The sequence below is a fragment of the Mesorhizobium waitakense genome (genome assembly GCF_056431085.1).
This window is the reverse complement of record NZ_JBWKME010000037.1, coordinates 15,773-30,862: the sequence shown is the minus strand read 5'-3', so window position 1 is coordinate 30,862 and position 15,090 is coordinate 15,773. Positions and strand designations below refer to the sequence as shown.

Sequence of the window (15,090 nt, the reverse complement as noted above, 5' to 3'; positions counted from 1 at the left end):
CGGAATGCGAGAATGGGCCCATGTCGGTCAAACCCAATGACTCTTGGTATAACTGCCAGCACACGGAAGACTTCTAACCCTATCGGGTCTGGACACCTTGTCCGGACTCTCCGGCGCCTGGTGGCGCGTGCCTGCCATCACGAGTTGAAGGCCAGAAAGGCTCAGCGCTGGCCGCAGAAGGCCCGGATCGTGCCGCGCAGGGCATGGACCGGCACGCTGCGGATCCATGCCGGCCACCTCCCCGGCCGGCACGGCAGCGATTCATGCATTGGCGGCCGGAGGTGGAGCAGAGGCGAGCACGCCATGTCCCAGCCGCGAATGCTTGAACACCCACTCGACGCCTTCCTTGCCCCGCCCCAGCAAGCTCAAGGTGGCACACGGAATACGACGCGCATCAAACTTGCGCTGCAGAAATTCTGCCTGACCCAAGTCGTGAGTTGAAAGCAGGACCTGATAGTCCTTCTGCTGCACTAAGTTTGCAATGAAGTCGGCGAACGCGGCCGCGTGGATGGCGTCATTGTGCTGAAGCGGATCGTCGAGGATCAATGCGCGCCAGCGTGCCCATGGGTAGGTGAGACTTGCAGCACATAGCATACTTACCGCCAAAGCCGCCATCTGCCCTTCGCTGTGCACGAGCAGCGGGTCAATCTGGCCAATGGCGGCCGGCACCTCTCCATTGCTCGATGCGCTCTGCTCAATTTTCTTACGCCTGACATGAAGGTCGATGCCAACGCGAGGGTCACACAGGATTGCCCTGTTGATCTGTTTCATCAGCGCGTCGAGAGGCTGAATGTATTCAGCGTTGAACTCTTCGACCTCGCGTGCAATGTCGGTGCTTGCGAGACTGGCGATTTCCTTGGCTTGCTTCGTCGCCTCTAACTGCCGCTGCTTCTCGGCCAAATTCTTTTCACCCACGTCGCGTATCTGATCGCGCTCGCTGTTGGGCGCCAAGTCGACCGCCAGGCGCAGGCGTTCGAAGGTTCCTCGATGGGCCTGTTGACGTGCCCATGCCTCACGACCTTCACGAAGTCGGCGATGGATCAGCGTCGCTTCCTCGACGGCACTCTCGGAAGCGGCCAAATCTTGATCGACACCTTCTAGATCCAACACCGTCGGACCGTTCTCCAACCATCCGAGCTGATGCCATTGCGATTGAATGCGCTGCGCCTCGGAAACGGCTTGCGCAAGCTGCTTTTCTAGCTCCTCGACCCGCGCTGCTGCGCTCGCGACCGCCTGCTGTGACGACGCTGCACGCGCATCGAACTCGGTGGAGACATCACGAGCCGCGTCGGAAGCTTCCTGAGCCCGCTGTAGCTCGTGGGCGACAGTATCGATAGCGGATTCTAGCCAGTCCGCCCGGAGCTGTGTTGGCTCGCTCGGAAAGATCACTGTCGTACGAGTTAAAACTTCCGTAGCAGAGGCTTGTTCGGCTGCAGCGAGATCGGACAGACGACGAGCCAGCGTTTCCCGCTGGCGTAACGCGTCGTCGCGCCTTCTGATGGCATCACCCAGCAAGGAGGAAATATCGTCTGGTGCCAAGCTAGAGATCCAACGCCCGCGACGGTCGCGTCTTGCCTGGAGCGCCTGGATTTTCGATACGAGCTCGAGACGATAGCCCTCAAGGCTACTCAAGTCTGCGGGACCTACCCAGGCGATCCTTTCGAGCAACTGGTCATTGTGAGACTGTTCGGAAGTGAGTCGCTGGCGAGTCAGCCGGATTTCCGATTGAAGTTCTCGCGATGTTCTGAGCCGATCCGTGGCAGCGTTCAGTTCGGTCTGTGCGCGGCGTGATGCTTCTTCTTGCTCGACGAGCAGCGGTGCCAGGCGCGCGGCCGCAAGCGCGACGCGTTCGTGCAGCAGGTCCGCATTGTCAAAGCGGGTAGCGCAAACCGGACAGTCACAAGCATCAACCGGCAGGTGGGTGGCAATCGTGGAAACGGCTGCGGTCAGCGCACTAACTGACTTCTGCATTTCCGAAAGCAGCGATCCCTGTACATCTGCTACCCGGTGTGCTTCTTCTAAAGCGTCCGCGGCAGCGTCGACTGCCTGATCGATGGACGGGTTCCTCAGCTCCATCGACGCCAGCGTCCGCCGCTGAACGTCTAAGCTGCTTGATCGTGCGATCCATTGGGCACACCGGTCGACCTCTTCTCGCAATGAGGCGATTTGGTTGTCGGTTGAACTGATTTCGCTCTCGAGGCGCGCAATGATCTGGCGCCTGCGCTCAACTCGTTCGACCTCGTTTTCTGTGCCTTTGAGCGACCGCTCCGCGTCCGTCAGCGAAATTGCAAATCGCCGATGCTCATCGCGCAGCTGCGCAAGGCGCGCTGTAGCCTCGCGTAGCTGGACGAGCTGCATATGCGCGTTTCGCGTGGTCGCAAGAGCTTGCAGTTTCGTCGCGGCCTCCCTGCGCTTGGCAGCAGCATCGGTAGTGGCTTGCGTGGCCGCCGCGGCTGCCGTCGCAAGTTCGCGCTCCGCCTCCAACGACGCCGCTCTCTTCTGCACTACTTCGAGCGAGTTCCGGCCCTTCTCTTCCAGCACAAGCCGCGATTGCGCGATCGCTAGACGACGGTTTCTGACCGCTCCAGCTGAGGTAGCTATTGATGTCTGCAATGCATCGTCGCTAAAGCGGTCAATGCTTATGGACCCCGGCACGTTGCTTCCAATCACCGGCGACACGCGACTCAGGGCACTAGCGATCTGTTGAACAAGGTCGCGCGCGGCGCCATCGTCGATTGCTCCCGAAGCGTGAGCACCCTTCCAGAGCTCGGTCTCTTGGGAGAGGAGGTTTCTCAGGTCATTGATGTCTCGCTCGAGATCACCGATCCGCTTCGTGAATGCGCGTGCGGCGGCATTGCTGCCTTTCCCATGCATTGCGATGCCGATTGCTTCAAGTTCGGCACTTTGCGCCGCCTCCTTCAGGATCTCGAAGCGCTCATCAGACGATCGATGCGTCAGCCGAGAAAGCGTCGACTGCCCGAGGAAGTGAGTAAGGAGTAGATAGCGATTGAGAGCGCTAATCTGTGGTTTCCACGCATCGGTCCTGAGATACTGCGAGACGTCATCCACCCCGGCCAGCGTGGAGATGACCGCTTGGGGCGAGGCAAGCTGACGTTCAATCACCTTGCCGTCCGAAAAACTCATCGCGACCGATGTCGAGCCGGGTTCATCACGCCAGCGGCACAGGTACTTGCCCACCTTGTCGTACCCATTGGCTGGACGGAAGTGGTCGATATTGTCGGTGAGCGTCCACTCCAGTGCATCAAAAAGCGACGACTTGCCCAGTCCATTGCTTCCGTGGACGATTAGCACGCTCGGCCGTGCCGCCAGTTCTACCTTGAGACTTGCGAAGCTGCGGAACTGCACAAGCTCGATACCGGTGAGATAGACTTGGCTCATTGTGCTGCCTCTCTTGCCGAGACCAACTCTACAACCAGAGCGTCGGGATCATCCTTCACTCGCCTCACAGCGCTGACCCATTGCTGGGCGACTTCGTTTGTTAGCCCGCGGGCGACCAGGGTCCGCTGAGCCAATCCTTGGTTGTTGTCCAGTGGCGCGTTAAGGCTCTCGTCGGCCTCGCGCCACGGTGCCGCAAGAAATGTCCTGGTGAGGAAATCCTTGTACGAGGCTTCCATCGCCCCCGTGTCAGGAATCCATATGATCTTGCGACAGACCGTCTCGTCCCGCTCCGCAAGATCTACAACGCTGCGCCAATCCGCGTCAGGCGAAGGATTGGTCGCGCAAAGCATCAAGTGGGCGTTGATGACTTCCTCGGCGCGCATGTATGACCGCGCAATGACCATCTGGCTATGCAGCCTGCGGAGCGACGCTTGCATCTCCTCCACGCTGCCAAGCACCACCGGCGCAACGATTGTCGGATAGTCGCCAAGTCGTAGACCATAGGTCCCAGCGGGAAGCGGAACCGTGGTCTCGTCCGACCGGCCACGGAACTTAGCAAGCGTGAATTCGGGCACGATCGCCGTCGTCCAATCTAAAACCTTGGCGGATTCAATCAGCCGGTAATTGAGCTCTTCCGCCGTCATTTCGACACACCGTTTAGCTGGTCGTCCTGACGCTGGCGCAGTGCGGCGAACTCTTCAGCCACAGCCTCTTTCCACTGGGCGAGGTCACCAGCCAAACGCGTTCGCCAGTAACCGGTATTTTGAATAATTGCCGGGCTAACACGTCGCGCGGCCCTCATAGTTGTTCCAATGGTGCCCCCGTCGAGAACACGGCCCGCGGGGTTTCGGACGTCAACCTCGCCGCTGGCCGAAAGAATCAGCGCGTCGACACCCCAGTCGTCAGGTTCCGTCCGGATTGAGATTGGATCAGAACCGATCACTTCGCATCCCGTGCCCAGTGCAACGGCATCGGTTGCAAAGCTAAGATTGCCGCGCTCGACCGATATAGGTGCAAACGGCTGCTGACAGTGCGCTGCCATGATCATGATGAGCGCGTTCGCCATGCGCTGAATACTACCATAGTCACCGTCCCATGGGCTGATTGCCTGCTGATCGACTTGAGCGAGCCAGCGAAGAAAATCAAAGCGTAGCGTGTGGTTCGCATCCAATATTTGCTGCCACGCGTTCCAGGCCTTGCCGACTTCAGCAAGTAGTGGAGCCGACAATTTCCCCAATGGAGGGGTTTGCCCCTGCGCAATGGCCTGTTGAACACGTCCGTCCAGCGCCCGCATAAGGCACGCATCGACACTGGGCATTATTTGGGCGCCGTCATAGTCCTGGGCCGCTCGCACGGATGTAGGAGCGGGTGCTGTGCCGATCCCGGGTAATAGCTTTGTCCACTCGGTTGAAACGGCCGGGTACGCCCGGAGATCAATCTTGCCGGCACTACCTCTGGTTAGCCGGACGAGATCTATCGCCTCCGGCAGCTGGTTTGGCAGCACGTGAATATCAATCGTGACGCGCTTAGGGAGCTGCTCGCAAGCGAGCGCTACTTCGGCCAATTTCTGGCTGCCGCGCTCGATCAGAACATGCGCAGCGGGGTCAACCAGGATTTCTACAATTCGCTTTGCTTCATCGGCCTGAACAAGCTGCTGCTGCTTGGATGCGTAATCCGCGATTTTCTGAATTCGCAGTTCTTCGAACAGTTCGAAGGTTGCTTCGTCCAGTACTGGGGGGGCCGCCAGACCAGGTGTAGCGGCAAGCAGTGGAGTCAGGTGCGCCTTATAGTCAGCCAGAAGCGTAGCGGCGGGGGCGTACCTGTTCTCTATGTCAGGCCCATGACGCAGTACGACGTGCTTGAATGAGCCGACATACGGAGTGGTGCCGAGGCTGATGCCCACCAGCGCGGTACCAGCCGTTGTTTTCTTCGTATCTTTAACAGACCCCCTCGTACGTTGGACTGTGACGCCTTCACCCCGAGCTGCTTCGAGCAGCGCGAACACCGAGCAGTGGTTAAGCTGCGACGCCCGGCCGGCAGCAAACAGGGGGCCACTCGAGTTGATTGTGACGACCCGGTCTTTGCGGAGCATGGGGCGCAGCCGATCCAGCACGCTATGCATCTCCAAGATTGGTAGAAGATTAGTGCGCAGGCTCACCTCGATATCTTGTTCGAACGCCGCCCCGGTGAAGATGATGTCCGCCGCGATGCGAAGTTCGTCGCCTGGAAAGAGCCCAAGGAAGCCGCGCGTAAAGCTGACATGCTCGAACCCATCGACTAGGAGTCCCAGTGTCTCCGTCAGCGCGCCGTCGCCATTGCCGCTGACGATATAGCTGGCGCCTGAGACTGGTTCAGTTGCCGACGTGCCGACCGAACCCGGCCGCCAATAGTCTTCGGGTACCACGTCGCCAGACGACCGCTCATCTCCGAATCCCATGGCGAGGACGACGTGCTGAAAGATGCGGTTTTGAAGGCCGTCGGGAGCTCCAAAAGTAAGCTGCCAGGCCGCACCTGATGGCGCAATTTCGACCAGCTTGTGGCTTGGCCGAAACGTCAGGTTGGGCAGCGACACGTCAATCTTCGAGAACTCGCCGCGCAGTGCGTTACACACGATACCGCCCGTCCCTGCCGACCAATCCATTACCGGCAGGCCAGCTCGATCGTCGAGCGACCCTCGAGTGGGCCATTCATATATGTGCGGATGAAGAAGGCGCGACGACGCACTCTGTAATTGCAAAATCTGCGACGCAGGATCGTATAGCGTCACCTGCTTGTCGAGCAGGGCAAGTGCACACGCAAGGGTCGAACCAGCAGCGCCAGCGCCTACGACCGCGATCTGATGACTAGCTTTGACAAGATCTAGCCCGTGCATCGCTTGGGCGAGCCGCAGGGCGCGAACCTGTTGCGAATAGAAAGTGATGCGAGGGTGGAAGGGACCAACGAAATAGACTGCCTTTGCAGACGGCGTCTGGGAAGACGTTAATCAGGTCGACGTGATCCATCACTATGGTTTCCATTAATATTTACTTCCATCAGCCGCACGAGAGCGCGGCTAGCATTGTGACTGGGAGCCCAGACTTATATTGATAGATTCGTCCAGCCGCACAGCCGTCGCCGAAGCAGGTGATACGACCGCAGCCTAGTTGATGCCCCTCTCCTGCTTACTTATCGGGTATTGGAAAGTCGCGCCAAGAAAGTTTTCAATCAGCAAGGCCCGCACTTCGCGGTTGCGTGTTGCTTTGCTGTTTCAGCCACCAGCGGGCACTGGACGTTGAACGCCGGTTGTCACAGCGCCATTTGCATGGAGCCGTGGCGAATGAAATCTGACCGCTTGTCCGATCGCGGTGCATGACTAGTCAAGCTTGGTTAAACACTGCGGATTATGACAGGATAGAGCAGGCAGCGACCTTGCCGGATCGCCGAACAGCTGTCACGAGGACGGTTGCCCTTACAGGGAGCGATCTGCCTCACTTCACAAGCCGCAAATTTCCCCTTCTGGGGGTTGTCAAAGCATTTGGCGTGGATGGCACGCCCATAGTCACAAGGCCAAAAAGAAGTTTGACAACCTCTGATTCAGGAACGGACAGGTTGCTCGAAAGTCGATCCACACCGGCCCCATCCTGACGGAGATTATCAAGGAACTTCTTCCACACCTGCGGCTGCTCACGGCACATCTGCATTGGTTCATCCGTTCGCCAACCCCGCCGAGAAATCTCCATAAACAACTGCTGATAGGTCCACTTCGATACCAAACCGAGTTCATGAAGCCGATACGTCATTGCGGCCACTGAAACCGACCACGCTCGCTTAAGTTCGACAACTTTTGGCAGCCCCGTGATGCGACCTACCGCCCGTAGAGGACCTTCTGGCATAAGGAAAGCCGCAGCGAATTCGTTCGCTTGTTTTTCGGCCTCAAGACCATTTGGCGCCGCGTGCTTGTGCAAGACAAGATGCCCTGAAACGGCTTCGCTCGGCAGACTTTTGGGAAATGAGAAATACGTAAGGTTTTTCCCCACGCCAGACTGAAAAGGCATCAACCTCCTTTCCATCCTCGCCTAGGGAAAAGACGCGCCCCCCCCCCTCAACTCCAGAAGGTGCACCATGTTCTTGATGGACCGGTTGCCAAGGCCCCAAAAATCACGGAGGCCGGCTGCAGCACTTTGAGGTGTGTCTTCTCGCATATCGGGCACAGCAGAGACGGGCAGATCAAACTCTGTATCCAACCAGTCAGACATCAAGAACGCAATTGCCCCTGCGGCAATCGCCCCGTCTCGCTGGCGGGCCGTCATTTTGCTCATCGATCGGAAGCTGACCCCCTCTTCGCGCGGAATGTCCAGATCATCCGACAGAAAAAAGGAAAGGGGAAATCCCAAAGTGCGAGCAAGCTTCTTGGCAACATCCTCGCTCGGAAGATACTCCCCCGCTTCATAGCCCGTGACCGTACGTGGTTCGATACCAGTCTTTGCAGCGAGTTCTTTCATCGTCAGGCCGGCCCGCTTACGAGCCACGGTAAGCCGCGATCTATTAAACATTATGCCGCCTTGCGCTTCACCGGCACATCAATCTCGACGTCTTCGATCGGGTCTTCGACCGGCACTCCACCGTCCACACCCGGCAACGGAATGAAGATGCGCTCTCCCCAGTCAGTTATAATCCGGGCCGGTGACGGCGCGAAGCTCGCTGCGCCCGTCTTTTGCCTCCAAGGTTTTCACAAGCTCGCGATGGGACAGCAGGCCGTGCTGCAGATTGATGGCAGCCAGCGGCGCTGGAAGCTGGCGCAGATAGGTGGCCGGCGCGCCGACCAGGCTGGCGAGTTGGCCAAAACTCCAATGCGTGGGTGCAACAGGGGCATGCGCATCGGGCAGCATTAGCCACAGGCGCTCCCGATCGTCGCGGCTGGCGTCGACGCGGATCAGTTCGCTTTCGACGAGGCGGGTCTTGATGCGTTCGGTTCGCCATTTCACCGAATTATGGAGATCGGTGAGAGAAAGGTAGCGCTCGTCGGCCGGCCGATTGAACCACTCCGACGACACGCGACCGATACGCTGGCCGCGGCTGACGTCGACCTTGTAACCGGCACGCGCGTTACGGACGGGCGTGTGAAATTCCATTTGTGTCATGGTTGCTGCTCCGCGGCGGACGCCGGGAGCCTCTCTCCCGGACCTTCACCCGCCGCTGCAGGCCCGCCCGCCCTCTACCTCTGCCGGCATCCCCGCCCGCCGCCAGAAGCGCCGGCATTGCAGCAGAGTTTGCGCCAGGTGGCTGGCGCACGAAGTGTGAAGGCCGGCAAGGTCTGCTGGCCCTATTCGGCCCTCGGCAATACATGTATGAAACGAGCCGACGTCATGGCAGGCGCAGACCGCACCAAGCTCGGTATTGAGGGTGTAATTGGATGTCGAGCAGGTTCGTCCGACCCGTGGTGGTGCAAGTTGGCCGACATGACCGTGAGCGCGTCATTTTCGATGTGAACGACGCGGCCACGATTCTGCTCCGGAGCTTCCATGATCAGACGAAGAAGCGGAAACTGGCTATGGATGCATGCCTTCAGGTTCTGCGTGGCGAAGCCCACCCGCTGGTTGCCAGACGGGCTTTCGTTGTGGCGGCGTTAGAAGCGAAAATTCTGCGCAGTGATTGAGTTCCAAGACTATAATAGCCTCAATTACTTCAAAACCCCCGCAAGAGCAGTAACGCAGACAAATAGATCGAACGAACGCTTACTCTTGTAGCCGCGATACATAGCTGCGTATCGAGTGCTGCGCTCGTCGCGCAAGATTGATTCGTTGGATCATCCGCCAAGCTCAGGTTTGTGGCGGAGGTCTTTCCGGTTGGTGGAACGCAACCCTGTCGTCGCCGCCCAGAAGGGCCGCACTGCTTCTCCGGCACGCCGTCGGCGCTGCCCCCCTTTGCGGATCTTCACGACGAGGGGCTCGCCGTCGATGACCTGCATGAGGGCCTCTGGAGTTGTCGAAGAAGAAGCCGCCTTCACGCACAAGCCGCAGGACATCGACCGCTTCGTGCCGCACCAGGCCAATGCCCGCATTTTTGATGCCGTAGGGAAAACCTTGGCATTGCCGATTGTGCTGTCGTCAAGACGATCGCCGAATACGGCAATTCTTCCGCGGCGACGATCCCGCTGTCGCTGTCACTGGCCAACCAGACGAAGCCATTTCGGCCTGGCGAAAAAGTTCTTCTGGCTTCGGCGGGAGCGGGCTTGAGCGGCGGCGCTGCCGTCGTCGGAATATAGCCGAGCGGTGGGCGCCCACAGGACAAACTGTCCGAGTGAGATGGATGGCCGGTCGACAGGCGCTTGACAAAGCGGCGCCGGCTCGTTCAATTCGAGGCATTCACCAGGGGGGTCCCGACAAGGGGCTGAGATACTGCTGGCTTTCGCAGCGCAGTGACCCGTTGAACCTGATCCAGTTCATACTGGCGTAGGGACGGTGCAAGCGCTTTGCGGGAGTTTATGCCCGAAGACCTGTCTCGAGCAGGTCGGCCAAAGCGTTTTTCATCCTTCCGGCACAGAACTGGGTCTCCAATGCAAATGAGCAAAGGAGCCTCAAATGAATGCCTTGACCCCAGCGGTTTCCACGGGACCGCTGCCTGCCTCACGAAAAATCCACAAATCCGGCGTCCTCCATCCACAGATCAGGGTGCCGATGCGCGAAATCTCAGTCCATCCGACGGCGGGTGAACCGCCCGTGACGGTCTACGATCCATCTGGCCCATATACCGATGTGACGGTCGAGACGAGCATCGAGAAAGGCCTGGCGCGGCTTCGGCACGAATGGATCGCAGCGCGAGGCGATGTCGAAGCTTATGACGGCCGCCATGTCAGGCCGGAAGACAACGGCTTCGCCGTGGGCGAGCGTCTGACGCCGGAATTCCTCGTTCGCAACCGCCCGTTCAAGGGCAAGGCCGGCAAGGCGGTGACCCAGCTTGCCTATGCCCGCGCCGGCATCATCACGCCCGAAATGGAGTTCGTCGCCATCCGCGAGAACCTTGGCCGCGAGATCCTGCACGGCAAGCTGCAACGCGACGGCGAAGCCTTCGGCGCGGAGCTTCCCGATTTCGTCACGCCGGAATTCGTGCGCGACGAGGTGGCGCGCGGGCGCGCGATCATCCCCGCCAACATCAATCATCCCGAGAGCGAGCCGATGATCATCGGCCGCAATTTCCTGGTGAAGATCAATGCCAATATCGGCAATTCCGCCGTCACCTCCTCGATGGCCGAGGAAGTCGAAAAGATGGTCTGGGCGATCCGCTGGGGCGCCGATACGGTGATGGACCTGTCGACCGGCCGAAACATCCACAACATCCGCGAATGGATCGTGCGCAATTCGCCGGTGCCGATCGGCACCGTGCCGCTCTATCAGGCACTCGAAAAGGTCGGCGGCATCGCCGAGGACCTGACTTGGGAAGTCTATCGCGACACCCTGATCGAGCAGGCCGAGCAAGGCGTCGACTATTTCACCATCCATGCTGGCGTGAGGCTGCATTACATCCCGCTCACGGTGGAGCGGGTTACCGGCATCGTCAGCCGAGGCGGCTCGATCATGGCGAAGTGGTGCCTGCACCATCACAAGGAGAGCTTCCTCTACGAGCATTTCGAGGAGATCTGCGACATCTGCCGCGCCTATGACGTTTCGTTCTCGCTCGGCGATGGACTTCGCCCCGGTTCGATCGCCGACGCCAACGACGCCGCGCAATTCGCCGAACTGGAAACGCTTGGCGAACTGACGAAGATCGCATGGGCGAAGGATTGCCAGGTGATGATCGAAGGGCCTGGCCACGTCCCCATGCACAAGATCAAGCAGAACATGGACAAGCAGCTCGCAATCTGCGGTGAAGCGCCCTTCTATACGCTCGGGCCGCTGACGACGGACATAGCGCCGGGCTACGACCACATCACGTCGGGCATCGGTGCCGCGATGATCGGCTGGTTCGGCACCGCGATGCTCTGTTACGTGACGCCGAAGGAGCATCTTGGGCTGCCGGACCGCAACGACGTCAAGACCGGCGTGATCACCTACAAGATAGCCGCGCACGCCGCCGACCTCGCCAAGGGCCACCCGGCGGCGAAAGTCAGGGATGATGCCCTTTCCCGCGCACGCTTCGAGTTCCGCTGGGAGGATCAGTTCAACCTGTCGCTCGATCCCGAAACGGCGCGCTCCTTCCACGACCAGACTTTGCCAAAGGAGGCGCACAAACTGGCGCACTTCTGCTCGATGTGCGGGCCGAAATTCTGCTCCATGCGCATCTCCCACGACATTCGTGCCGAAGCGCAGAAGGAAGGAATGGCGGCGATGGCGGAAAAATATCGCGATGGCGGCAATCTCTACATGCCGGTGAGCGACAGCGCGCCCAAAGGACCAGGGCCGTCATGAGGGTTCTGGTAAAAGGGGCCGGCGTTGCCGGCCTCACCGCAGCCTTCGAACTCGCCGCTCGCGGCGCAGCGGTCACCGTCGCCGAAATCGGGTCGGGTCTCGGCGGCAATGCATCATGGTTCGCCGGCGGCATGCTGGCGCCGTGGTGCGAGCGCGAAAGCGCCGAGCAGCCGGTGCTGGATCTCGGACGCGGCGCCGCCGACTGGTGGGAGGCGGTGCTGCCTGGTCAGGTGACGCAGGCCGGAACACTGGTTGTGGCGCCGCCGCGTGACAGCGGCGAGCTGGACCGCTTCGCCGGCCGCACCTCGGGCCATCGCTGGCTCGATGAAGCGGAAATCGCGCGGCTGGAGCCCGATCTCGCCGGGCGTTTCCGGCGTGGGCTGTTCTTCCCCGGCGAGGCGCATCTCGACCCGCGCCGGGCGATGGCGGCGCTTCACGACAAGCTTGTCGCGATGGGTGTCGACATCAGCTTCGCCACGGACGCGCGGCAGCTTCCCGGGTTCGAGCACGAGATCGACTGCACGGGAATGGCGGCGGACGACGGAAGGCTGCGCGGCGTGCGCGGCGAGATGATGATCCTGCACACGCCTGATATCGCGCTATCGCGCCCCGTGCGGCTGCTTCATCCGCGCTTTCCGCTATACACGGTACCGCGCGCCAACCATCGTTTCATGATCGGCGCGACGATGATCGAGAGCGACGGCGCTGGACCGGTCACGGTCCGCTCTATGATGGAGCTTCTGGGCACGGCCTGCGCGCTCCATCCAGCCTTCGGCGAGGCCGGTATCGTCGAGACCGGCGTCGGTGTTCGCCCGGCCTTCTCCGACAATCTGCCGCGTGTCGAAGCGCGTGGAAACACCGTCGCCATCAACGGGCTTTATCGCCATGGCTTTCTTCTCGCGCCAGCCATGGCGCGGCAGGCGGCCGAACTCGTCTTCGCTGACGAACCCATGGAGCTTGCCTGATGAAATTGACCGTAAACGGCGAAGCGCATGAGGTTGCCGCCACCACGCTGGCAGAGCTGCTTGCAGCGCTCGACTATGAGGGCGATTGGCTGGCGACGGCCGTCAACAGCGACCTCGTGCACAAAGCCCATCGGGCGGAGTTCCAGTTGAGCGACGGCGACTGGATCGAAATCCTCTCGCCGATGCAGGGAGGCTAGCATGTTCGAGCTTTTCGGAACGCCACTGTCCTCCCGGCTGCTTCTCGGCACGGCGCAATATCCTTCACCGGCCATCCTTGCCGATGCGGTCAAGGCGTCGGGCACGTCAGTAGTGACCGTATCGTTGCGCCGTGAGATGGCGGGCGGCAGGGCCGGCGAAAAGTTCTGGTCGCTGATCCGCTCGCTCGGCACGAGAATCCTGCCCAACACTGCCGGCTGCCACTCCGTCAAGGAAGCGGTCATCACCGCGAAAATGGCGCGCGAAGTCTTCGCTACGAGCTGGATCAAGCTCGAAGTGATCGGCAACCACGACACGCTGCAGCCGGATGTGTTCGGCTTGGTCGAAGCCGCCCGCATCCTGTGCGAGGACGGTTTTGCGGTATTCCCCTACACCACCGACGACGTCGTTGTCGCCGAGCGGCTGCTGGCAGCGGGCTGCAAGGTCCTGATGCCGTGGTGCGCGCCAATCGGTTCCGCCCTCGGGCCGGTCAACAGTATGGCGCTGCGCTCGATGCGCGGACATTTCCCAGGCATCCCGCTGATCGTGGATGCGGGGCTGGGACGGCCGTCGCACGCGGCAACCGTCATGGAACTCGGCTTCGACGCCGTGCTCCTGAATACGGCGGTTGCCAAGGCGGCCGATCCGGTCGGCATGGCGCGCGCTTTCGGCAAGGCGGTCGATGCCGGTCGAGAAGCCTTCAGTTCGGGAATGCTCGAACCGCGCGAGGTGGCCGTGCCATCGACGCCGACATTCGGCAGGGCGGTTTTTTCATGAAGCTCGATCCCTTCTACCTGATCGTCGACAGCGCCGCCTGGATCGAACGGCTGGTGCCGCTCGGCGTGAAGCTCGTCCAGCTTCGCATCAAGGACAGGGACGAGGACGGGCTGCGCGCCGAAATGCGCCGCGCGAACGACGTCTGCGCGGTCCATGGTTGCCAACTGATCGTCAACGATTATTGGCGACTTGCCATCGAGGAAGGCTGCGACTTCGTTCATCTCGGCCAGGAGGATTTGGCTGCGGCCGATTTGTTGGCGATCAAGTACGCCGGATTGAAGCTCGGGCTGTCGACCCACGATCATGCCGAACTGGAAACGGCGATGGCCGCCGAGCCTGACTACATCGCCCTCGGTCCCATCTATCCCACTACCCTGAAGAAGATAAAATGGGCGCCGCAGGGACTTGAACGGATCAGCGAATGGAAGTGCCAAGTCGCGCCGATTCCATTGGTCGCCATCGGCGGCCTCAATCCTGAGCGGATCGACAGCGTCTTCGAGGCCGGCGCCGACAGCGCCGCTGTGGTCACCGACATCACATTGAATGCTGATCCCGAAGCGCGCACGCGAGAATGGATCGAAAAGACGGAGCGATGGCGCTGAGGCGAGAACCGCATGTGCTTGTCATCGGCGGATCGGACTCCAGCGGGGGCGCCGGAATTGCTCGCGATATCGAGACGATCTCTGCCATCGGCGTGCGCATCTCTCTGGCTGTCACCGCGCTGACGGTGCAGACGCACGAAGCCGTCATGGACGTCCATCATCAGCAACCCGGTCTGGTCGCCGATCAGATGCGCGCTGCGTTCCAGGCCAACAAGGTGGCGGCCATCAAGATCGGCATGCTCGCGACCGCCGAGATCATCGCTGCCGCAGCCGCAGTGCTCCGTGAAAATCCGCAGGGGCCGGCAGTACTCGACCCGGTTCTCACCTCCACGTCAGGCCGGGCGCTGCTGGAAGCAGGCGCCATCGCTGCCCTGAAGCGTGATCTGATGCCGCTTTGCTGTCTGGTCACACCCAATCTCATCGAGCTGGCGCTCCTTATCGGCGCCGAGCAAGCGGTCGACGAGGATGAAGCGGTCTGGCAAGGCCAGGAGCTCTTGGCCGCCGGCGCGCAGGCCATTCTGATCAAGGGCGGCCATGCAAAAGGACTTCGATCGACGGATATCCTGCTGCGCTCCGGTCAAGAACCCATTCGCTTCGATGCGCCGCGTCTTGCAGTATCGATGCGTGGCACAGGCTGCATGCTGGCCAGCGCGATTGCTGCGCATCTTGCAAAGGCAAAGCGGCTCGAAGACAGTGTGCGCGAAGGCAAGCGGTTTGTGTTCGAGCAGCTTCAGAGGAATTCAACCGAATGACCGCAGCCCGCATGCC

12 protein-coding genes, 3 pseudogenes and 1 riboswitch are annotated in these 15,090 nt (G+C 60.6%); of the genes and pseudogenes, 8 read left to right on the top strand and 7 right to left on the bottom strand.

The annotated features are described in order from the left end of the window. Positions 1-261: 261 nt before the first annotated feature. The 7 genes and pseudogenes from AC07FD_RS09695 to AC07FD_RS09665 all read right to left on the bottom strand — a co-directional run. Positions 262-3,399 carry an AAA family ATPase gene (locus tag AC07FD_RS09695; protein WP_379078718.1) on the bottom strand — a complete coding sequence of 1,046 codons (3,138 nt, stop codon included), beginning with the start codon at positions 3,397-3,399 and terminating at the stop codon, positions 262-264. Continuing rightward, positions 3,396-4,043 (bottom strand): ABC-three component system middle component 1, encoded by a 648-nt coding sequence (locus AC07FD_RS09690; RefSeq protein WP_478349644.1) that lies wholly within the window; start codon positions 4,041-4,043, stop codon positions 3,396-3,398. Before AC07FD_RS09690 ends, AC07FD_RS09695 begins: the two co-directional genes overlap by 4 nt. Beyond that, on the bottom strand, positions 4,040-6,040 hold the full coding sequence (locus AC07FD_RS09685; protein ID WP_478349646.1) for an ABC-three component system protein: 2,001 nt from the start codon (positions 6,038-6,040) through the stop codon (positions 4,040-4,042). The genes AC07FD_RS09690 and AC07FD_RS09685 overlap by 4 nt, the downstream gene beginning before the upstream one ends. Positions 6,041-6,148: 108 nt before the next feature. Further along, a pseudogene (locus AC07FD_RS09680) lies at positions 6,149-6,271 on the bottom strand (NAD(P)-binding protein); the annotation flags it as partial. A 595-nt stretch (positions 6,272-6,866) separates the two neighbouring features. Further along, positions 6,867-7,433: an ImmA/IrrE family metallo-endopeptidase gene (locus AC07FD_RS09675; RefSeq protein ID WP_478349643.1), complete on the bottom strand. Its 567-nt coding sequence runs from the start codon at positions 7,431-7,433 to the stop codon at positions 6,867-6,869. A 21-nt stretch (positions 7,434-7,454) separates the two neighbouring features. Continuing rightward, positions 7,455-7,931, bottom strand: a complete 477-nt coding sequence (locus AC07FD_RS09670; RefSeq protein WP_478349642.1) for a helix-turn-helix domain-containing protein — start codon at positions 7,929-7,931, stop codon at positions 7,455-7,457. A 117-nt stretch (positions 7,932-8,048) separates the two neighbouring features. Next, positions 8,049-8,519 (bottom strand): annotated as a pseudogene (locus tag AC07FD_RS09665) (hypothetical protein); the annotation flags it as partial. A 272-nt stretch (positions 8,520-8,791) separates the two neighbouring features. Between AC07FD_RS09665 and AC07FD_RS09660 the strand changes: the two are divergent. From AC07FD_RS09660 to thiD, 8 genes and pseudogenes are all read left to right on the top strand, one after another. Continuing rightward, positions 8,792-9,034, top strand: coding sequence for a DUF982 domain-containing protein (locus tag AC07FD_RS09660; RefSeq protein ID WP_378924779.1), 243 nt, complete (start codon positions 8,792-8,794; stop codon positions 9,032-9,034). Positions 9,035-9,389: 355 nt separating this feature from the next. Then, positions 9,390-9,643 (top strand): annotated as a pseudogene (locus AC07FD_RS09655) (3-oxoacyl-[acyl-carrier-protein] synthase III C-terminal domain-containing protein); the annotation flags it as partial. Between the two features lie 95 nt (positions 9,644-9,738). Then, positions 9,739-9,855, top strand: a riboswitch (TPP riboswitch). Between the two features lie 104 nt (positions 9,856-9,959). Then, positions 9,960-11,783 carry a phosphomethylpyrimidine synthase ThiC gene (thiC, locus tag AC07FD_RS09650; protein WP_478349641.1) on the top strand — a complete coding sequence of 608 codons (1,824 nt, stop codon included), beginning with the start codon at positions 9,960-9,962 and terminating at the stop codon, positions 11,781-11,783. Continuing rightward, positions 11,780-12,748 carry a glycine oxidase ThiO gene (gene thiO, locus AC07FD_RS09645; protein ID WP_478349640.1) on the top strand — a complete coding sequence of 323 codons (969 nt, stop codon included), beginning with the start codon at positions 11,780-11,782 and terminating at the stop codon, positions 12,746-12,748. Before thiC ends, thiO begins: the two co-directional genes overlap by 4 nt. Then, positions 12,748-12,945 (top strand): sulfur carrier protein ThiS, encoded by a 198-nt coding sequence (thiS, locus tag AC07FD_RS09640; RefSeq protein ID WP_095090305.1) that lies wholly within the window; start codon positions 12,748-12,750, stop codon positions 12,943-12,945. Before thiO ends, thiS begins: the two co-directional genes overlap by 1 nt. Before the next feature lies 1 nt (position 12,946). Then, positions 12,947-13,720: a thiazole synthase gene (locus tag AC07FD_RS09635; RefSeq protein WP_478349639.1), complete on the top strand. Its 774-nt coding sequence runs from the start codon at positions 12,947-12,949 to the stop codon at positions 13,718-13,720. After that, positions 13,717-14,322, top strand: a complete 606-nt coding sequence (locus AC07FD_RS09630; protein ID WP_478349638.1) for a thiamine phosphate synthase — start codon at positions 13,717-13,719, stop codon at positions 14,320-14,322. The genes AC07FD_RS09635 and AC07FD_RS09630 overlap by 4 nt, the downstream gene beginning before the upstream one ends. Continuing rightward, a complete protein-coding gene (thiD, locus tag AC07FD_RS09625; RefSeq protein WP_095090308.1) occupies positions 14,313-15,074 on the top strand; it encodes a bifunctional hydroxymethylpyrimidine kinase/phosphomethylpyrimidine kinase in 762 nt (253 codons plus the stop codon). The genes AC07FD_RS09630 and thiD overlap by 10 nt, the downstream gene beginning before the upstream one ends. Positions 15,075-15,090: the final 16 nt, after the last annotated feature.